The 20,208-nt window shown below is 34.9% G+C and carries 20 protein-coding genes and 1 riboswitch; of the genes, 16 read left to right on the plus strand and 4 right to left on the minus strand.

Annotation, left to right across the window (positions count from 1 at the left end; genetic code table 11):
* Nucleotides 1-133 precede the first annotated feature (133 nt).
* Nucleotides 134-841 (minus strand): purine-nucleoside phosphorylase, encoded by a 708-nt coding sequence (gene deoD, locus ACX9TM_RS07755; protein ID WP_000110703.1) that lies wholly within the window; start codon nucleotides 839-841, stop codon nucleotides 134-136.
* A 177-nt stretch (nucleotides 842-1,018) separates the two neighbouring features.
* Between deoD and ACX9TM_RS07760 the strand changes: the two genes are divergently transcribed.
* Nucleotides 1,019-1,807 (plus strand): DUF8832 domain-containing protein, encoded by a 789-nt coding sequence (locus ACX9TM_RS07760; RefSeq protein ID WP_065382300.1) that lies wholly within the window; start codon nucleotides 1,019-1,021, stop codon nucleotides 1,805-1,807.
* A gap of 4 nt (nucleotides 1,808-1,811) precedes the next feature.
* Here the strand turns inward: ACX9TM_RS07760 and mprF are convergent, their stop codons facing one another.
* On the minus strand, nucleotides 1,812-4,391 hold the full coding sequence (gene mprF, locus ACX9TM_RS07765; RefSeq protein WP_000010848.1) for a bifunctional lysylphosphatidylglycerol flippase/synthetase MprF: 2,580 nt from the start codon (nucleotides 4,389-4,391) through the stop codon (nucleotides 1,812-1,814).
* Nucleotides 4,392-4,575: 184 nt separating this feature from the next.
* Here mprF and ACX9TM_RS07770 point away from each other — a divergent pair, with 184 nt between their 5' ends.
* The 14 genes from ACX9TM_RS07770 to ACX9TM_RS07835 all read left to right on the plus strand — a co-directional run bounded on the left by ACX9TM_RS07770 (nucleotide 4,576) and on the right by ACX9TM_RS07835 (nucleotide 17,629).
* A complete protein-coding gene (locus tag ACX9TM_RS07770; RefSeq protein WP_000584367.1) occupies nucleotides 4,576-4,965 on the plus strand; it encodes a hypothetical protein in 390 nt (129 codons plus the stop codon).
* 22 nt (nucleotides 4,966-4,987) lie between these two features.
* Nucleotides 4,988-5,479, plus strand: coding sequence for a YpuI family protein (locus tag ACX9TM_RS07775; protein WP_000064519.1), 492 nt, complete (start codon nucleotides 4,988-4,990; stop codon nucleotides 5,477-5,479).
* Nucleotides 5,480-5,584: 105 nt separating this feature from the next.
* Nucleotides 5,585-6,499, plus strand: a complete 915-nt coding sequence (locus ACX9TM_RS07780) for a superoxide dismutase (protein ID WP_001075741.1) — start codon at nucleotides 5,585-5,587, stop codon at nucleotides 6,497-6,499.
* Nucleotides 6,500-6,611: 112 nt separating this feature from the next.
* Nucleotides 6,612-7,736 carry a D-alanyl-D-alanine carboxypeptidase family protein gene (locus ACX9TM_RS07785; protein WP_001252635.1) on the plus strand — a complete coding sequence of 375 codons (1,125 nt, stop codon included), beginning with the start codon at nucleotides 6,612-6,614 and terminating at the stop codon, nucleotides 7,734-7,736.
* Nucleotides 7,729-8,325, plus strand: a complete 597-nt coding sequence (gene spmA / locus ACX9TM_RS07790) for a spore maturation protein SpmA (RefSeq protein WP_000247811.1) — start codon at nucleotides 7,729-7,731, stop codon at nucleotides 8,323-8,325. The genes ACX9TM_RS07785 and spmA overlap by 8 nt, the downstream gene beginning before the upstream one ends.
* Nucleotides 8,322-8,852: a spore maturation protein SpmB gene (gene spmB / locus ACX9TM_RS07795; RefSeq protein WP_000029514.1), complete on the plus strand. Its 531-nt coding sequence runs from the start codon at nucleotides 8,322-8,324 to the stop codon at nucleotides 8,850-8,852. Before spmA ends, spmB begins: the two co-directional genes overlap by 4 nt.
* A gap of 289 nt (nucleotides 8,853-9,141) precedes the next feature.
* A complete protein-coding gene (rluB, locus tag ACX9TM_RS07800; RefSeq protein ID WP_000440556.1) occupies nucleotides 9,142-9,870 on the plus strand; it encodes a 23S rRNA pseudouridine(2605) synthase RluB in 729 nt (242 codons plus the stop codon).
* A gap of 106 nt (nucleotides 9,871-9,976) precedes the next feature.
* Nucleotides 9,977-10,498: a thiol-disulfide oxidoreductase ResA gene (gene resA, locus ACX9TM_RS07805; protein ID WP_000742192.1), complete on the plus strand. Its 522-nt coding sequence runs from the start codon at nucleotides 9,977-9,979 to the stop codon at nucleotides 10,496-10,498.
* 121 nt (nucleotides 10,499-10,619) lie between these two features.
* Entirely contained in the window at nucleotides 10,620-12,245 is a 1,626-nt protein-coding gene (gene resB / locus ACX9TM_RS07810; protein WP_000910522.1) for a cytochrome c biogenesis protein ResB, read from the plus strand.
* A 14-nt stretch (nucleotides 12,246-12,259) separates the two neighbouring features.
* Nucleotides 12,260-13,417 carry a cytochrome c biogenesis protein ResC gene (resC, locus tag ACX9TM_RS07815; protein ID WP_000250083.1) on the plus strand — a complete coding sequence of 386 codons (1,158 nt, stop codon included), beginning with the start codon at nucleotides 12,260-12,262 and terminating at the stop codon, nucleotides 13,415-13,417.
* Between the two features lie 303 nt (nucleotides 13,418-13,720).
* Nucleotides 13,721-14,437 (plus strand): DNA-binding response regulator ResD, encoded by a 717-nt coding sequence (gene resD, locus ACX9TM_RS07820; protein WP_000426861.1) that lies wholly within the window; start codon nucleotides 13,721-13,723, stop codon nucleotides 14,435-14,437.
* The gene (gene resE / locus ACX9TM_RS07825) at nucleotides 14,437-16,212 is read left to right on the plus strand and encodes a sensor histidine kinase ResE (RefSeq protein ID WP_000964677.1); all 1,776 of its coding nucleotides are present in this window, start codon (nucleotides 14,437-14,439) and stop codon (nucleotides 16,210-16,212) included. Before resD ends, resE begins: the two co-directional genes overlap by 1 nt.
* 136 nt (nucleotides 16,213-16,348) lie before the next feature.
* Nucleotides 16,349-16,930, plus strand: coding sequence for a cob(I)yrinic acid a,c-diamide adenosyltransferase (locus ACX9TM_RS07830; RefSeq protein ID WP_000781269.1), 582 nt, complete (start codon nucleotides 16,349-16,351; stop codon nucleotides 16,928-16,930).
* 84 nt (nucleotides 16,931-17,014) lie between these two features.
* A complete protein-coding gene (locus tag ACX9TM_RS07835) occupies nucleotides 17,015-17,629 on the plus strand; it encodes a peptidoglycan DD-metalloendopeptidase family protein (protein ID WP_000866117.1) in 615 nt (204 codons plus the stop codon).
* Between the two features lie 164 nt (nucleotides 17,630-17,793).
* Here the strand turns inward: ACX9TM_RS07835 and ACX9TM_RS07840 are convergent, their stop codons facing one another.
* On the minus strand, nucleotides 17,794-18,480 hold the full coding sequence (locus tag ACX9TM_RS07840) for a hypothetical protein (protein WP_000710837.1): 687 nt from the start codon (nucleotides 18,478-18,480) through the stop codon (nucleotides 17,794-17,796).
* Between the two features lie 248 nt (nucleotides 18,481-18,728).
* A riboswitch (FMN riboswitch) is annotated at nucleotides 18,729-18,868 on the plus strand.
* 162 nt (nucleotides 18,869-19,030) lie between these two features.
* Between ACX9TM_RS07840 and ACX9TM_RS07845 the strand changes: the two genes are divergently transcribed.
* On the plus strand, nucleotides 19,031-19,609 hold the full coding sequence (locus ACX9TM_RS07845) for an ECF transporter S component (RefSeq protein ID WP_000810855.1): 579 nt from the start codon (nucleotides 19,031-19,033) through the stop codon (nucleotides 19,607-19,609).
* A gap of 121 nt (nucleotides 19,610-19,730) precedes the next feature.
* Here the strand turns inward: ACX9TM_RS07845 and ACX9TM_RS07850 are convergent, their stop codons facing one another.
* Nucleotides 19,731-19,979: a ferredoxin gene (locus ACX9TM_RS07850; protein ID WP_001151993.1), complete on the minus strand. Its 249-nt coding sequence runs from the start codon at nucleotides 19,977-19,979 to the stop codon at nucleotides 19,731-19,733.
* Between the last annotated feature and the right edge of the window lie 229 nt (nucleotides 19,980-20,208).

A 20,208-nucleotide genomic window follows, 5' to 3' on the forward strand; every position in this document is an offset into this window, starting at 1 on the left:
ATTAAAGTTTCACTTCATTATAACAAACGTTACAAGAAAGTAGAGGGGAGAAATCTGTCTCTTTATAAAGTAGTTATTTATAAAAAGTCACATAAAAAGAACTCGCCAGACGTATGACAAGTTCTTTAGTGTATTATTGTTGAATTGCTGCATCTAAAGCGATTTCAATCATTTCGTTAAATGTAGTTTGACGCTCTTCAGATGTTGTTTCTTCGCCAGTGAAGATGTGATCGCTAACTGTTAATACAGATAATGCATTTACACCGTATTTCGCTGCTAATGTGTAAAGAGCAGTTGTTTCCATTTCTACTGCTAATACACCGTAATCTCCAAGTTTTTTAACTATGTCCATGCTTTCACGATAAAACACATCTGCTGTTAAAACGTTACCGACACGAACGTGTAATCCTTTTTCAGTTCCAGCATCATAAGCTTTCTTTAAAAGGTCAAAGTTTGCAGCTGGTGCAAAATCAAATCCTGGGAATGTTAAACGGTTCATATTAGAATCAGTACAAGCCGTCATTGCGATAATAACATCACGAACTTTTACATCTTTTTGAATTGCACCGCAAGTTCCAACGCGAATTAAATTTTTAACTCCGTAGCTTTGGATTAATTCGTTTACATAAATAGAAATAGAAGGAACACCCATACCTGTACCTTGAACAGATACACGTTTTCCTTTATAAGTTCCAGTGAAACCTAACATACCACGCACATTATTATAGCAAGTAACGTCCTCTAGAAATGTTTCAGCGATATATTTTGCACGTAATGGATCACCAGGTAATAGAATAGATTCAGCGATTTCGCCTTGTTTTGCTTCGATATGTACACTCATAAAAAAGTCCTCCTTATAATGTATTGATAGAAATCAATATCATTTGCATTATACACTACGAATCCTTTCAATTAAAATCTTTTTATTATTTGTAATATGTGCAAAATAGGAGGATTTCATAAATCATAATCTAGAATATATATCTTAAGAAGTTTTGTATGAATAGAGACAATAAAAATGGTAGGTGATGTTTTGAAAAATCTTGTCATTGGGCTTATTGCGTTAGTACTTATTGTGGCAGGAGGATTTTACATAAAAAAATATCAAGAAAACGAAGAGACTGTAGGAGATGTTCAGGAAGTAAAGTGGGATGTTTCAAATGGAAAGGGAAATGAGAAAGTAGATATTGTATTTCAGTTGTTAAACAACAAGAATAATGAAATTCGTGGTGTAAATGATCAAATGCGGGCAGTGATTGTAGATGGACAGTTAAAAAACATACAACAAATTAAACCCACATTTGCAGGGAACGGGTCATATAAGTTATCTTCCAAAATAGCAAAAGACGAAGAATATACAATATTTTTATACGAAGACAAAAATAAGTCCGTAGAGTCATTCGCTAGGAAGAATTTTGGTAGAACGAAAGAGGAGAACAATAAGAAAAAAGTGAAATTTCCAATCGACAGTGTACTTACAAAAAAAATAGGAGAGTATGAAGTTTCTCTTTTATTTGGCGCATTACATCCGAATGAACCAGTTACGTTAACATTTCAGTTTCAAGCGAAAAAGGGTGAAAAATTGAAATTGCATTCAGAGAGAGGAGAAGTAGAGTCACTCTATATAGTGGATGAAACGAAGGAGAATTTTTTATACGCTATGCCTGTAGATACGGATGAGCAATTACAATACCGAATTACATTTCCTGCCGAGGGCACGTATAAAATGTGGGGGAATTTCTATATAAATGGTAAGAAGTATGAAAAAGAATTTATTGTACAAGTTCAAAAAAGAAAAAGCAGCTAAGAATTTAGCTGTTTTTTCTTTTTCCTATTAATTTTGTTACAGAGAGCATTGTAATTGGTAAAGAATGATTCTTCCTAAATGCTAAATATTTACCGCTCCATGCTGGTTTATATTTTTCTTTAAAATGTCGTAATCCGCTGAAACTATACGTATAACGAACGTTATTAAAGATTGCAGCAGCCACTCGTTCAGACCAGAAAGACTGTGTGGATAAACCAACATTTGAAAGTGGTGCCATACCGATATTAAAGGAGTGGTATTCATTTTCTTTTGCCCACTGGAATAAGTGGATGAAAATTGCGTCCATAATGCCGCTAGGCGCATCTGGATAATATCGCATTAAATCGACAGATAATGATCCGTTTTGATATACAGGCATGAATGTTGTGAATGCAATAATTTTTCCATCCGCATCAGATAATGTTGCGATAGGAGCGCGACTAATATATTCACGATCGAAGTATCCGAGTGAAAAACCTTTCTCTTTTTTTCCACCAAGCCATGCATCTGAAACTTTTCTTAACTCTTCATATAATTCGTCGGAGAAAGGTGGCTCATGAATAGAGAATGTATAGCCTTCTCTTTCAAAACGGTTGAAAGTAGCTCGCATGCCAGCGCGTTTCTTTCCTGTTATTGTAAAGGTATTTAAATCAACAACAGCTTCTTCACCAAGCTTAAAGAAGTTATAACCAAAATCGTGGTATAAACTCATCCATTTACTTTCAATTTGATAGAATACACAAATGTATCCAAATCGATCAGCCTCAGCTAAAAACTCTTGCAATACAGTACGATAGGAGGAAGGGTCCCCAATTGGATCACCCAGTACAATAAGTCGTTTTCCAGTTATTGAGAAGAGAATGAGTGCTTTTCCATCACTACTGAAAAAGAACTGTTTATCTCCTAAAAAACCTAAATGACTAAGTACATTTCCACCATGTTCATCTAAGAAGTTTTGTAATCGTTTATCATTAGCTGGTTGCCCGGGAAATTCATTTCGATAACGATTTGCAATGAGTGAACCAATTAGTAAAAAAGTAGGAACAAAAAAGGCAGCTGCTAATGCACTTCGTTTTACTTGTGTAATATTACGAACGACAAAATCAGGTTTGAAAGCTTCTTTTGCACCTGCAAATAAAATACCTAAGTTTTTATATAAATATAACGTTACAAGTAGGAATATAAAAACTTTTACAATATCGGAAAGTGAGACTTCCATTTTCTCACGTACAAACCTTTTACGAAGCATATACAATACAGCGAGTACGATTAATAAAATAAAAGTTTCTTCAACATCAATTCCTTTTAGTGTGTTAAAAATAGCCGCTCCAATTAAAGATACAATCGTCATATAATAAGAACGTTTTGTTCCGTAATATATCCCCCGCGAAAGAATGAGGAGGAGAATACCGAATGTTAGCGATAAGCTAAAAGAAAATTGAATAAGATGTTTTGGAGCTAGAATATGTAAGGCGTGTGCCCGATTTATACTTGTCGGTAGAATGGTTGATAAAATAACCATTAAGCCAGCAAATACTGTTAAAGCAGCAGATGCCCAAGAACCTAACTTTCCTAGAAAGTCACGCTGCAAAGTCCATATAACACCAGTTGTCTCTAATGCAGGCGCAATAAAAGGTTTATCTTCAAACTTTTTAATGGCTACTCCTGTCATTTCAAAAGCTGCAAAAATGAGACCAAGGCAGAAGGGCAAGATGTAATAGACGAGACGATATAATAACATAGCAGGGAGTAAAACACCTGTATCGATGCCGTATTGCCCAAGCCCAGTTAAGAAGACAAGATCAAATGATCCAAGGCCACCAGGAACAAGACTAACGACACCAGCTAAAGCAGCAATAACATATACGCCTAAAAACTTTTGGAATTCGATTTCAATGCCAAATAATAGTAATATGACGTACATAACAATACCAGCAGATACCCATTCGACTAATGAAACTAATGAGTATAAAACAGTTGGGTTTTTCTCCTCTTCTTCTTGTTCCTCTGTTTGCGTCGCTTTTCTATTTTTTAATTTAGAAAATCCGATATATATAGGGACGAAAAGAGCGAAGAAGATAAGAACAGGCCATAGCCATGGTTTTTCATGCAAAATAAATCTCGTGTCTAATATTCCGATAAGACCAAGAAATGAAAGAATGGCTAATCCATTAATAAAGGCAGTTGTCATCCAAGCGATACTTTTAATAAGTTTTCCATTTTCTTTTATATATGGACGATAAAGCATTGTGCGTACGCCGGCTCCAACAAGACCACCAAACCCGATAAATCCATTTAAAGTATTAGCAATCCACGAGATACGGAAAATCTTTTGGACAGGAATGTCAGCTTTTAAGTAACGAAGCATAACATAGTCATAAAAGAACATTGTTGATACAGCGAATGCACCAAGTGTAATTGCTAAAAAGACTCCTCCAGTTGGAATGTTTTTAATTGTATCAATCGCTTCTAAAAAAGAAATGCCCGCTAATTCTTTTTTTGCTTGAAAGAATACAATTGTTAATACAACAAATGGGAAGATAATTTTCCCGATTTGTAAGAAACGTTTCCATGAAAACGACATAAATACAACTCTCCTTGTATAAGAAAACTGAGACAATAATATTATTATGACAAACTTCAAGAAAAATAAAAAGGTAATTTCCTGTATAGGGGAGCTATTTTTTATATAGGTATATTTAAAAGAATATTTTGTTTATCAGAAAATTAAGTTAGAATAAGGTGAAAGAAGGTTGAGGGGGGAGTATATGATTATAAAAGGTTACGTAGGATATGAGTTAGAAAAAGAGAAACCTAATACATCAGAAGATTTTTTTAACAGATCTGAAGTGACATATATATTAAATGGTAAAGAGAAAACTTTTTCGGTTTTATACGTTCGATATTTTGAAGAAGTTTTACAAGAAATTACTCCTTTTGAAGGAAATCCAGTGTATAAAGTAGAAGAACAAAACATATATTTGCGCGATATTGTAGCGATATGTTGTTTAATGAAAGATAAGGAGCTTCGTGCGCAAAAACGTTTGTATTTAAATAATATGGAAGAATTTCAACAATATTTTGATGAGGGAACGGTGTCGAAAGTACAAGAAATATTGGCTGAATTACATAAAAATAAAAGAGTAGAAATAGCGTGAAATGGCAAAGGAGAGAGAAAAAATGTCTAATTTTATGGTTGAAAATCAAACAGAACAAGTTTCTATATTTTTAGAAGATGCTATTAATTTAATAACCAATTATGTAAATTATCATACGTTACCTTCTTTATTAGAGGAAACACCAGCAGGGAATGAGCGATATTATAAAGGGTTATTAGCATCAATGAGACGACTTCTCGTTTTTTGCGAAGAAGGACAGGATGCATGTTTTGTTTTGTTGAATAGCCAGCCATTTCGAAAAACAGCAGCTGAAAAAATTTTATATAAGATTTACCATCAAGTAATTGCAGAGTTTTTTTCACCGAAGAGTGATCATTGGTATGAAAATAGTCGGTCTGCATATACAGGGAAAAATTCTATCGTTTTTCAACAAACACCACCTGCATCTTTAGAGCAAGTGATGAAGAGTTTAGAAGGTAAATTTCAATTGATGCGTGAAGAACTAGAATATTATGAGACGGATTATCAGACAAAGATGTTACACAAATATTGATTGAGGAAAAGAAGCTAAGGTGACTTAGCTTCTTTTCCTTTTGTACAGTTATATAAGGGATTTTCATTGAATATAGTTAAGTGGATAGCATTAGGGAGGTGCAACATGAATCAGCAAGGTGTATTTACAGATTACTTTCATGAAGTAGAAAATTGGTGTGAAAGTGTTCTTCACGTATTAGATAGTCGCGCAATGGAAGTGTATGATGTCCATATGCTTGCTTATAAAATTCAGACGTTATTAGAGCGTATGAAAGAGCATGAGTATGAAACAGATGCAGAGTTTATGTATGAAATAAGCGATGATGTAGAACATATTCAGCATCACTTGCAGGAAGTATTTATGCAAGAAGAAGAGGAATATGAATTATATGAAAGAGGGGATAGTGAACGAGCTGTCCCAATTGGAGGACATACACTCCCGCCATTACCTTATCCATATAATGCGTTAGAACCGTATATTTCTAAAGAAATTATGATGTTACATCATGATAAACATCATCGGAGTTACGTGGAAGGATTAAATAAAGCAGAGAAGATGATGGAAGAAGCGAGAAAAACAAATAAATTTGATTTAATTAAGCATTGGGAAAGGGAAGCGGCTTTTCATGGGTCAGGTCATTACTTACACACGATATTTTGGAATAACATGAAAAAAGACGGTGGTGGAAGTCCAAGAGGAACTTTTTCACAACAAATTGAACAAGATTTTGGGAGCTTTTTACGTTTCCAAAAACATTTTACAGAAGCAGCCTCTAAAGTAGAAGGTTCAGGCTGGGCAATTCTCGTTTGGGTACCCCGGTCTGGAAGGTTAGAAATTTTGCAAAGTACACTTCATCAATTATTTACACAATGGGATACGATACCGCTCCTTGTACTAGATGTCTGGGAACATGCGTATTATTTACAATACCAAAATCGAAAAGATGAATATATTAAAAACTGGTGGAATGTTGTAAATTGGCCTGATGTAGAAAAAAGGTTTGAAACTGCGAAACAAATTGAATGGACACCATATTAGACGCAAATTCTCTGCGTCTTTTTTAATGGAAGTAGAAGGAAGATTTCGTTCATATTTTAAAAGGCCAAGCATACACTTGTACAAAAAGTGCCAAAAGGACGTGGGGGGAAATATGAGACGAATTTGTGTAATCATTACGCTTCTTATGATGTATGCAAGCGTTATGCCGATTCCTACATATGCAAAGATAAACAGCAATGTTAGTGCTCGAAATGCTGTATTAATGGAGCAACAGTCTGGTCGTGTATTATACGGAAAGGCAGAACATGAGCCTCAAAAAATTGCTAGTATAACAAAAATTATGACCGCCTTATTAGCTGCTGAATCAGGGAAGATGAAAGAAATGGTATCAGTTAGTAATGAAGCGGTGAGGGTGGAAGGATCGGCAATCTATTTAAAGCCTGGACAAAAAGTGAAGTTAGAAGATTTAGTATACGGACTCATGCTTAGATCTGGTAATGACGCAGCGCAAGTAATTGCTGAAAGTGTGGGTGGGAGTATAGATGGATTCGTATATTTAATGAATCAAAAAGCGAAAGAAATTGGAATGAAAGATACGCACTTCTCAAACCCTCATGGCTTAGATGGAGATGGATCACATTATTCGTCGGCTTACGATATGGCATTATTAACGAAATATGCAATGGGAAACGAGACATTTAAGAAAATCTTTGGAACCAAAACATATAAATCAGATTCTTGGGATTACCCGTGGAAAAATAAACATAAGCTGGTAACGTCTTATTATGAATTTGCAACAGGGGGAAAAACAGGCTTTACGAAGAAAGCTGGGCGAACGCTTGTTACAACGGCATCAAAAGGTGGACTAGATTTAATTGTCGTAACTTTGAGTGCCTCTAGTGATTGGGATGATCATATGAATTTGTTTGATAAAGGTTTTGACCGTTTCAAACAAACGAAAGTTTTAGGACAAGGAGCAATTGCTGAAATAAATGAAAAGAAGTATGCCAACCATGTTTATACGAAAAATAGTTTTTCGGTACCGTTAACTGAAGAAGAAAAAAAGAACGTAGTATTAAAAGTTGAACTCGATAAAAGTACAAAACTTACGGATGGAGTAAAGGTTGGGAAGACAGACATTTATGTTGGTAATGAAAAAGTTGGAGAACGGAATTTATTTTATAGTAAACGAAAGTTAGTAGCTACAACGGGACTTTACTGGAATAATGTGAAAGAAATTTTTTCTTACATGATAGGTGTTGGGAACGATGGTTAATCTCGTATGGGTAGCGATGGCTGTCATTGGGATTGTATACGCCATGATAAATGGAACGATGGAAGAAGTGAATAAAGCTGTATTTGACGGAGCAAAAGATGCGGTAACGATTTGTATAGGACTTATTAGTGTTTTAGTATTTTGGCTCGGTTTAATGAAAATTGCAGAGGAAGCTGGATTGTTAAAAAAATTAGTTACACTTTTTATGCCGATAGTAAAAAGGTTGTTTCCAGAAATACCAAAGGATCATCCGTCTATGGGATTTATTCTATCAAATATGATGGCAAACTTTTTTGGTCTAGGTAATGCAGCGACCCCTCTTGGTATTAAAGCGATGGAACAACTGAAAGAGTTAAATGGAGGAAAGGATTCGGCGAGCCGTTCTATGGTGACGTTTCTAGCATTAAATACATCAGCTATTACATTAATTCCTACGACAGTCATTTCCATTCGAATGACGTATGAATCAGCGAATCCTACTGAAATTGTTGGGGTAACATTTATTGCACAAGTACTTTCTATGATTGGAGCAATTTGGATTGACCGCTATTTTTACCGAAGAAGGAGTAGAAAGGGGCGGAAAAAATGAGCATTGTAAATACAATTTCCTTATGGGTAATCCCTTGTGTAATTGGTTTTATCCTTTTATATGGCACAATAAAGAAAGTGCCGACGTATGAATCGTTCGTTGAGGGAGGAAAAGAAGGGATTCAAATTGCAATTTCCATCTTACCGTTTATGGTTGGAATGCTTGTGTCTATTTCTATATTCCGGTCTTCAGGTGCGTTAGATGCAATGATATCGGTAATGAAGCCAATGTTAGATTTGATCCATGTTCCAGCAGAAATTGTACCCTTAGCACTTATACGCCCTATTTCAGGCTCTGCTGGTTTAAGTATTACGACCGATTTAATTGCAACATATGGGCCAGATTCGTTTATTGGGAGATTGGCTTCTACGATGCAAGGGAGCACAGATACGACTTTCTATATTTTAACTGTATATTTTGGAGCGGTTGGGATTAGAAAAATGGGGGATGCACTAAAAGTAGGACTTTTTGCAGATTTAATCGGAATTATATGCTCAATTGTGTTCGTTTCTTTATTGTTTCAGTAATACTATTCATTTTTTACGCTATTTCGCTTATAATACGTATACGACCACTATTAAGGTGTAGCTTAATAGTGGTTTTTTTATGTGGTATTTTTGACAAAATGATGAACTTTTATTGTGAGAAATATGAAAAATATGGACAATAATAAAGGGTAAAAACATGATTTGACCTTTATATGTTTATTATCATCGCTATGTTGTTTAAGTAAGATGAAGCGAATAGCCGTAAAGCGTATGCGGTTGCCAAGTCTTTCTAATGTAAGGTAAGATAAATTCGAGGTGAAAAAAAGAAATGGAACGATTACAAAAAGTGATTGCGCAAGCAGGTATTGCATCGAGAAGAAAGGCTGAGGAATTAATTCAGCAAGGAAAAGTGAAAGTTAATGGAAAAATAGTGAAAGAGTTAGGGACAAAAGTAACTCCTCAAGATAAAGTAGAAGTAAATAATATCCCTCTTGAAAAAGAAGAACCTGTTTATTTTTTACTATATAAACCAACTGGCGTAATTTCAAGTGTATCAGACGATAAAGGAAGAAGTGTTGTAACGGACTTTTTCCCGGAAATTACACAACGTTTATTCCCAATCGGACGCTTAGATTATGATACGTCTGGCGTATTATTAATGACAAACGATGGGGACTTCGCAAACGTATTAATGCATCCTAGATATAAAGTTGAAAAAACATATGTTGCAAAAATAAAAGGGCCATTAACAGGTGAGAAAATTCGCATGTTAGAACGCGGTGTTACGTTAGAAGACGGTAAAACAGCACCAGCACGTGTGAAAATTATTTCTTGGGACAAGCGTAAAGAGATGGCTATTGTACAATTAACAATTCATGAAGGACGTAATCGTCAAGTACGTCGTATGTTTGAAGCGTTAGACTGTAAAGTAGTGAAATTAAAACGTGAACGTTATGCTTTCTTAGAAGTAGGAAGCCTGCGACCTGGTGATGCGAGAGAATTGACACCACATGAGGTGAAACAATTACGCGCGCTTGCTTCTACAAAGCCAAGATAAGCTATAGAGTTAAAAATTCACCAGTGGAGTGCTCTGCTGGTGATTTATTCAATACAACATTTACAGAAGATAATACATAACATTTACCGAGGAGAGGAGAGATAATATGAAGAAAAATCGCTTATTATTTCGCGTTATTATTCTACTCATTTTATGTGGTGCTGTAGGATTTACCCTTTATCAAGGATTCTTTGCTAATAAAGAGAAAATGCAAATCGGAAAAGAAGCACCTAACTTTATTGTGACGGATTTAGAAGGAAAGAAAATTGAACTAAAAGATTTAAAGGGAAAAGGTGTATTTTTAAACTTTTGGGGCACGTGGTGTAAACCTTGTGAAAAAGAAATGCCTTATATGAATGAATTATATCCAAAGTATAAAGAAAAAGGCGTTGAAATCATAGCGTTAGATGCAGATGAAACGGATATTGCAGTAAAGAACTTTGTGAACCAATATGGTTTGAAATTCCCAGTTGCCATTGATAAAGGACAAAAGATTATAGGAACATATGGAGTAGGTCCTTTACCGACAAGCTTTTTGATTGATAAAGATGGAAAAGTAGTGGAGCAAATTATAGGGGAACAAACGAAAGAACAGTTAGAAGGGTATTTAAAGAAAATTACTCCGTAATAAAGAAAGCCTTTACATAAGGGGTGCGTGTTTATAGTGCCTCTGGTTTAAAAATTCTGAGTATTGCGGTAACTTGAGGTTAGAATATACAATAGTACATATAGATACAGGGGCGGTGAGAGTGTTGAAAGAAATTAAATGTGAATGTGGACATGTTAATCCGATAGGAACCGTTTTTTGTGAAGCTTGCGGGAAACCATTTGAAAGCAATGAAAATGCAAAACTATTGGATATGCGCTATGAGGGGAGTGCACGGAGATCTCTCACGCAGACAAAAACGATAGTCGATAAAATTTGGAGCTTTTTCTCTTCTGTAAAAGTAGGTGTATGGCTAATCGTAATAACTTTAGCTGCATCAGCGATAGGAACTATATTTCCGCAAGAAATGTACATAACTCCAGGTATTGCACCAGCTGAATATTATAAACAAGAATATGGATTTTTAGGACAATTATACTATCAATTAGGGTTTAATAATTTATACGGTTCATGGTGGTATATGATTTTGATTGCTTCTATCGGTATTTCACTTGTGATATGTAGTTTAGACCGCGTTATTCCACTTTATAAAGCTTTAAAAAAGCAAGGCGTAAAAAGACATCCTAGTTTTTTAAAGAGACAGAGATTATATGGGACTGGTACACCGCAAGAAGGTGACCTGGAAAGAGTGCAAGAGAATTTAAAGAAAAGAAACTATAACGTGAAAGTGGAAGACGGAAACGTTTTAGCAGAAAAGGGACGCTTCTCGCGTTGGGGTCCATATGTAAATCATATCGGTCTTATTATCTTTTTATTCGGTGCGATGCTTCGTTTTTTACCGAGTATGTACGTAGACGAAGCACTTTGGTTACGTGACGGTGAAACGAAAGAAATACCAGGGACGGATGGACAATACTACTTAAAAAACGAGAAATTTATAAAAGAAGTTTATGATAAAAGTAAGGACAAGGAAGTTTTTGATGAAGCGATTGATCGTGTAGGCGATAAAATGATTGCGAAAAACTTCCAAACGAATGCCGTATTATATAAAGCAGTAGGAGAAAATATAGCAGGACAAAAACCGAAATTAGAAAAAGTAAAAGAAGCGGAAATTCGAGTGAATGAACCACTGAAATTTGATCAATTTGCAGTGTATCAAGTGGATTATAAAGAAAGTGAATTTAAAAGTATGTCCTTTAACTTGCAAAATAAAGAAAATAATCAAAAGTGGGGACCAATTAAAGTAGATTTAACGAATCCTAAGGAAAAATATGATTTAGGAAATGGTTATTCTCTAGAACTATTAAGCTATTTTCCTGATTTTTATTTTGATGAGAATGGAAAACCAAATACAAAAACGAAATTACCAAACAATCCTGCATTTGTATTTAAAATGTTTACACCTGAAACACCAGATGGTGAAGTGAGTTTTGTTGGTATTCAGCAAAATATAGAACCAGATGGAAACAACAAATATAAAATGTCGTTTGCAGGTGTTGAAATGCAAAATGCCACAGCACTTACTGTAAGAAAAGATTTAACGCTTTGGATTCTCGGCATTGGAGGATTTATATTTATGGTTGGTGTCATTCAAGGTATGTATTGGAATCATCGCCGTATTTGGATACAACGTGTTAATGATGAATGGTGGATTGCAGGGCATACAAATAAAAATTGGTTCGGTTTAAAGAAAGATATTGAAAGAGTACTAGAAGGTACAGCAATTCCACAGCCAAATGATAAAGTAATTGATAAAAAAATTAGTTAAGGTGGGGAAACGATATGGTGCAAATAAGTAGTAACTTTCTCTTTACCGCATTTATTTTATATTTAATTGCCACTCTATTTTTCGGGGGAGCAATTAAAGAAAAGGGTCATAAATGGGCAAATGTAGGAATAACGATTACAATTTTAGGGTTTATTGCACAAACAGTATATTTTGTTACAAGGTGGATTGCATCAGGACATGCGCCAGTTAGTAACTTTTTTGAATTCGGTACATTTTTCGGCATGATGCTTGTAGGAGCATTTATTGTCATGTATTTTATGTACCGTGTAAGCATAATCGGACTATTTGCATTACCAGTTGCGCTTTTATTAATTGCCTATGCAAGTATGTTTCCGAGGGAAATATCTCCGCTTATTCCATCTTTAAAAAGTAATTGGTTACATATTCACGTGACGACGGCAGCAGCAGGACAAGCCATTTTAGCGATTAGTTTTATTACAGGTGTTATGTATTTATTGAAAAATGTAGATCAATCGACGAGAAGTAAACGTACATTTTGGCTAGAGACGGTAGTATTTACACTTGTTTGTACAGTTGGATTTATTGGAGTAACAACGGTATTTTCTAGTATGAAATATGAAGCGAAGTTTCAATGGATTGATAAAAATGAACAACAAGTGGAAATGAAATACAATCTTCCGGCTTTAGTTGGACCGCACGAAGGGAAGTTACTGACAGAAAATAAATTAGAACCGGCAGTTGAAGTTCCAGCGATTGTAAATGCGAAAAAATTAAATACTGTTATTTGGTCAGTGTTAGTTGGAACATTACTGTATATTGTATTAAGACTTGTTTTACGGAAGCGAGTATCGGCGGCACTTCAGCCGTTAGTAAAGAATACGAATAGTGATTTACTAGATGAAATCGGATATCGATCTATTGCAATTGGATTCCCAGTGTTCACATTAGGTGCATTAATTTTTGCGATGATTTGGGCACAAATAGCGTGGACACGTTTTTGGGGCTGGGATCCAAAAGAGGTTTGGGCACTTATCACTTGGCTCTTTTATGCGGCAGTATTACATTTACGCCTATCAAAAGGATGGCATGGAGAGAAGTCAGCTTGGCTTGCAGTAATTGGTTTTGCAATCATTATGTTTAACTTTATTGTAGTAAACTTAATTATTGCCGGTTTACATTCATATGCATAGAGAAATAAAATAGGGGAGTGCATGTCACTTTCCTATTTTATTTTTGTCAACTTTTCTTCTTTTTTGAGAAAAACATGACAAAGTAGCGGTTGATTTTGTAAAATGATGTCGAGGACATTATATGCTGTTCAAAAAAAATACATAGTTTTGGAAAAAAATTGAACAAAATTTATTATTCTTGTGAAGCATAATGTGGGAAGTGAAACATTTAGAAGATTGCTTAAATAAACGAGAATAGCGCAACATAATAGTTAAAGAAGGGTAGGTGTGAACCGCTGAGGTGAGAGTGCGCAGCGGGTAGAGATGGAAAATGAATCAAGAATTTTAATTGTAGATGATGAGGATCGTATTCGTCGTTTATTGAAAATGTACTTAGAAAGAGAACAATATACGATTGAAGAAGCAGATAATGGTGATACAGCTTTAGAAATGGCGTTGCAAAATGATTACGATTTAATCTTATTAGATCTTATGATGCCTGGTAAAGATGGCATTGAAGTATGTAAAGGGGTTCGTGAGAAGAAAGCGACACCAATTATTATGCTGACAGCAAAAGGTGAAGAAGTAAATAGAGTACAAGGATTTGAAGTTGGAACAGATGATTATATTGTAAAGCCATTTAGTCCACGTGAGGTCGTACTACGTGTGAAAGCGGTATTACGTCGTGCTGTACCAACAACATTCTTTACACAAGATACAACGACAAAAGATGTTACTGTATTCCCGCACTTAACAATTGATAACGATGCACACCGTGTTACTGCAGATGGTAATGAAGTAAACTTAACGCCGAAAGAATATGAGTTACTATTATTTTTAGCGAAAGCTCCTGATAAAGTATTCGATCGTGAGCAACTGTTAAAAGAAGTATGGCAATATGAATTCTTCGGAGATTTACGTACAGTTGATACACATGTAAAGCGTTTACGTGAGAAGTTAAGCAAAAAATCACCAGATGCAGCGAAAATGATCGTTACTGTTTGGGGTGTAGGTTACAAATTTGAGGTTGTGAACGACTGATGCTTTGGAGAAGTGTAGTAGGGAAGTTATGGATGACCATATTACTTCTCGTTTCGTTTGTTCTTGGATTTGTTGCGATTTTACTTTCACAGTTTTTTAGAACGTATTATGTTGATATGAGTGAAGCTAGGCTTCAAAAAGTTGCAACAAGTGTTTCAGAGTTAATTGAAGAAGGTGCCGATGTAAAAACGATTGAGAATATCGCTTACAAATTCTCTGACCCACTTTCAAGGATTATTATTGTAGAAGATGGTAAAGAAATCTCTTCTTCACCGAAACAAGAAGGGTTAGTCACTCTTACAATGGATGACTTAAAAGAAGATAAAGAATTAGCGGCTGTGTTTACAGACAAAAAAGAAATTAAGAATAATATTAGAAAAGCGTCTAATAGTAGGAAGAATAAAAACACCGAAAATGATATTATGATCGTCGGAAAACCAGTGCAATCAAAAAATCAAAGTGCAGTGTTCGTATATGAATCTTTACAAGTACCGATACAAGGTATGGAAAGAACAACTGATTTTATTTTCTTATCGGCTGGAATTGCGATTATATTAACAACTTTCTTTGCGTTCTTCTTATCTACTCGGATTACAGCACCGCTTCGTAAAATGCGTGAGGTTGCTTTTGAAGTGTCACGTGGGAAGTTTGATGCAAAGGCTCCTATGGTATCTCAGGATGAGATTGGTGAGCTTGCAACGGCCTTAAATCAAATGGGAAAACAGTTGAAGTTTAATATGAACGCCTTGCAACAAGAAAAAGAGCAGTTAGCAAGTATTTTGAGTAGTATGGCAGATGGGGTTATTACGTTAAATCAAGAAGGTGAAGTCGTTGTAATCAATCCGCCGGCCGAACATTTCTTACAAGTTTGGCAAGAAGAAAAAGAGATAGAGCTCAGTAAAAAACTACCTTCTGAACTTGTGGAATTATTCCATCTCGTTGTAGAAAGCGAACAACAACAAGTTGTTGAAATTAATTTACAAAAAGGAAACTATGTAGTTCTTATGACGCCGCTTTACAATCAAACAAAAATTCGTGGAGCTGTAGCAGTGCTGCGAGATATGACGGAAGAACGTCGTCTTGAAAAGATGCGTCAAGATTTTATTGCGAATGTATCACATGAACTTCGTACACCAATGGTCATGCTGCAAGGGTATAGTGAAGCGATTTTAGATGATATTGTGCAAACGAAAGAGGAAATAGATGAGTTTGTTCAAATTATTTATGATGAATCTGTTCGTTTAGGTAAACTTGTAAATGAATTGTTAGATTTAGCTCGTATGGAAAGCGGTCATGTAGAGTTACATATTGGTGAAGTGGATATACATCCGTTTGTTGAAAAAATTGGTCGTAAATTCCAAGGGATTGCAAAGGATAAAGAGGTCGCGTTAACGGTTGATTTCAAAGGTCCAATTGAACAATACCCGTTTGATGCAGATCGTATGGAACAAGTATTGACGAATTTAATTGATAACGCAATACGTCATACGAATGCAGGCGGACATGTAACGCTTGTAATTGATACGAAAAATAACGGTCTTATTTTTGAAGTACAAGATTCGGGTGCAGGCATTCCAGAAGAAGATATTCCATTTTTATTTGATCGTTTCTATAAAGCTGATAAAGCAAGAACACGTGGGAAAAAGGGTGGAACAGGACTCGGGCTTGCGATTGCGAAAAATATTGTTCAAGGCCATGATGGTAAAATTTCTGTATCAAGTGTTGTTGGAGAAGGAACTACATTCTCTGTATATTTACCGAATCGTATAATTTAGATATGCGTTTTTAAAGTTGATAATGAATAAAGTTCTGCTGTTTTTTATTTTTTTGTAAACTCAATTAAATAAAGAATGGTAGAACTTTTTTCTATGTTGCTCGAATAAAGAATAACAAGAGAGGTGCTGTGAAGAAATGAAATTATATACAAAAACAGGAGATAAAGGAACGACAAGTGTAATAGGTGGCAGGGTTGATAAAGATGATATCCGTGTGGAAGCGTATGGAACAATAGACGAGGCAAATTCTCATATTGGATATGCAATGACTAAGCTTCAAGGCGGGGCTTTTATAGATATTTACAATGAGCTCGAAAATATTCAACATGAACTATTTGATTGCGGAGGAGACTTGGCAATAGTGGAACAAAAAATTCCTTATAAAGTGACAATTGTGATGGTTGAAAGTTTAGAAAGAAAGATTGATTTATATATAGAAGAAGCCCCGCCACTAGAACGCTTTATTTTGCCAGGTGGTAGCGAGGCAGCGGCTACTATTCATATTGCACGTACTGTTGTAAGGAGAGCAGAACGCTCTATAGTATCATTGCAAAAAGAAGTGAAAATAAATGAAGTTGTATTAAAGTATGTAAATAGATTATCTGATTATTTGTTTGCGATAGCTCGAGTAATAAATGCCCGATTACAAGTGAAAGATGTGGAGTATAACCGTAGTGCAGTAGTTTTTCGTGATAAGAAAGAGAAGGAAGTGGAGTAATTCACTTTCTTTTTTTGTATACTTTTTTCTGTAATATACCAAAATAGAGAAGGTATGGTGGTAATTAGAAAACGGAGGATGTATATGAAAGTTTTAAAATGCGGTGTCATGTTATTGAGTATACTGTTTGTATCTCAATTACATGTTTATGCAGAAGAAAATCGATGGACATGGCCTGTTGAAGGTCAGATAAGTGATTATTTTGGGACAAGGCATGGAAAACACTATGGTATTGATGTAGCTGCGCCGATTGGAACGCCTGTGGCAGCTATCCAAGATGGTAAGGTAACGAGGTCTTATTATTCAAGTAGTTATGGAAATGTTGTATTTATTAAACACGGAGAATATGAGGCTGTATATGCACATTTAAATAAGAGATATGTGGATCAAGGAGATTATATTTCCAAAGGAGAAAAAATTGGAGAAGTAGGGAACACGGGAGAATCGCGAGGTGCGCACTTACATCTAGAACTTCATCAAGGAAGATGGACGATGGCGAAAAAGAATGCGATGAACCCATTGCTTGTTTTAAGTGAACAAAGAAATGAAGTTGTTTCTTCGTCATTATATGTCGTACAAAAAGGGGATACTTTAGTTAGTATTGCACGGAAATTTAGTATGACACTTAAGGAAATTAAAGAAAAAAATGGATTGCAGCAAGAGCTAATTTATCCTAATCAACAATTATATGTTAAGTAAAGGAAACGCTTCAAAAATTAAACTTTGAACAAATTTATGTTCTTCTTAAATAAGATTCAATGTAAATGAAATTATATGGGCGCTTTTGCTAGAACTATTGAGTGAATCAGAGCATCTATATCTAAAAGAAAACCGTCCCAAAATTTATTTTGGGACGGCTTCTTTTACCAAAAAATAAAGACACATATAAATCCAGAAATAGCTAAATAGCTATATAAGTAAAAAACTTTTGTTCTTGTTTTCTCTTTTGTTCGAAACAGTACGATAGTCGGTTCAATTAAACCGATTGTCAAACAAAGTAGGCCAAGAAGCATACAACCAATCGAGATAGAATACAGGGCGATTTGTGGTGCTTGAAATGGAATCATCCATTTTAATAAAAATGCAATAAGTGCAGTGTAACAAATACTACCGATGTATTTATTCAGTGGTGTATTAGAACGAAAACCAGGAAGTTTTTTTAAGAAAGAGCGGGAAACAACTTCTGTTTGTAAAGATGTATGCTCTTCAATAATTTTTTGAGCTTCTTTTCCTTTTTGAAAAAGAGATAAGATCCAATTTCGCTCACCCTGAAAAATAAATTGAGAAGTTGTCAAATAGTGATCAATCTTCACTTTATTCCAACTCTTCCACGGATGACGCTCACACAATTTTAATTTACTTTCTGTTTTTTTATCATACTGATAAATACTGATGCCATCTTCATCGAAAGTAGCATAGTATGTCTCGTTTGAGAATGTGCCTAAATCAATTGGGCAGTAGAAAAGTAATTCTTTTTTTAAGTAAAAGTATTCTTTTCTTAAGTTTTTTTTCATTGCTTCTCGAATAGAATGTCTCTTGTCTTTTTTCATGACATTTCCTCCATAACTCAGAAAATGTTCTTATCTTAACAATTCAATATCTTATCACTTTTAATTATATATGACTAGGTAATTCAAAAGAGAAATGCCGAATAATAAAAAATATGGATTGTATTGTAAAATATCTCGCAATTTATTTGTTGTTACGAAAAATAAATAACTAATTTTAAATAAGTTACAATTTTTTAGTTCACAATGTTATGAGGTTGTTGTATAATGAAGGGGAAAATAGAATATCGGTCTATCTTCGGGGCAGGGTGAAAATCCCGACCGGCGGTGATGAACTATTTATGATTTTGTTCTAAGCCCGCGAGCCGTTAAGGCAGGATTTGGTGTGATTCCAAAGCCGACAGTATAGTCTGGATGGGAGAAGATGGAGGTTCAAGCGTTCAAAAAAGATATGGATTTGAACGTCTGTTTGATGTGCCTTAAATTCTCCCTTTGTGTAAAACACAAAGGGTTTTTTCGTTCTATGAAAAAATAGGCATAGCAGAACCTTTCCACTTTCCATGAGATGATCGATGGAAAAGGAGAGAGAAAGATGAAACAAAAAAACAGTGTAGTGCAGATGGTGAGTGTAGCGATGCTAAGTAGTATTGCATATTTACTAATGATGTTGGATTTCCCGTTCCCAGGGCTTCCGCCATTTTTGAAAATTGATTTTAGTGATGTACCAGCTCTAATTGCGGCAATTATCTTTGGACCAGTAGCAGGAGTGATTGTAGAGGCGATAAAGAACATTTTACATTACGGGATTCAAGGAAGTTTAACGGGAGTACCAGTTGGAGAAATTGCAAACTTTATTGCAGGATGTTTATTTATTGGGCCAGCAGCTTTCTTATTTAGAAAGTATCGTACTGTGAAGAGTTTAACTACAGGATTAATGCTAGGGACAATTACAATGGCACTTATTATGAGTGTATTAAACTACATCATCATATTCCCGGCGTACACTTGGTTTTTAAATTCACCAGCTATGTCTAGCGAAGCTATAAAAACAACGGTTGTAACGGCAATCTTACCATTTAATTTAATTAAAGGGATTGTTGTAACAATTGTATTTGTAGCATTATTCTCACGCCTGAAAGTATGGGTGTTTGCAAAAATGAAAAATGCATAATATATACTAAAACCATTAGTAGTGTGAAACTACTAATGGTTTTTTATTAAGGAAAATAAAATTTAGATACAAAAAACGCCCCTCATCAATAGGAGGGGCGTTTTTTGAAGTTAATAAAAGACTATTCGAATTTTAAAGCGTCTCCGTCGAATGATTCGTCAGCAACTTTAATTGAGTCAGTTGGACAGCCTTCGAATGCATCCATCATATCTTCAATTAATACATCTGGAATTTCAACGATACCTTGGTTATCATCTAATGTTACAAATGCAATACCTTCATCATCATAGTCATAAATGTCTGGTGCAGCAGCGCCACAAGCACCACATGCAATACAAGTATCTTTATCAACGATTGTATATTTTGCCATCTTTTTTCCCTCCTGATAATATGTATGTGAAAAGCTCGCCATAAAAATTATAACCTTATTGTAAAACGGTTTGTAAAACTTTTCAACATAAAATTATAATGATAATGCTTATCAATTAGAGTGTCAACTTATTTTTGAATTATGTCATAAGATTTTCAAAATACGTAAATATGATTTCGTTTGATACAATAGAATATATACAAGTATATAGTTCTTATATGATAAGTTT

The sequence above is a fragment of the Bacillus sp. LH1 genome, from assembly GCF_057924895.1.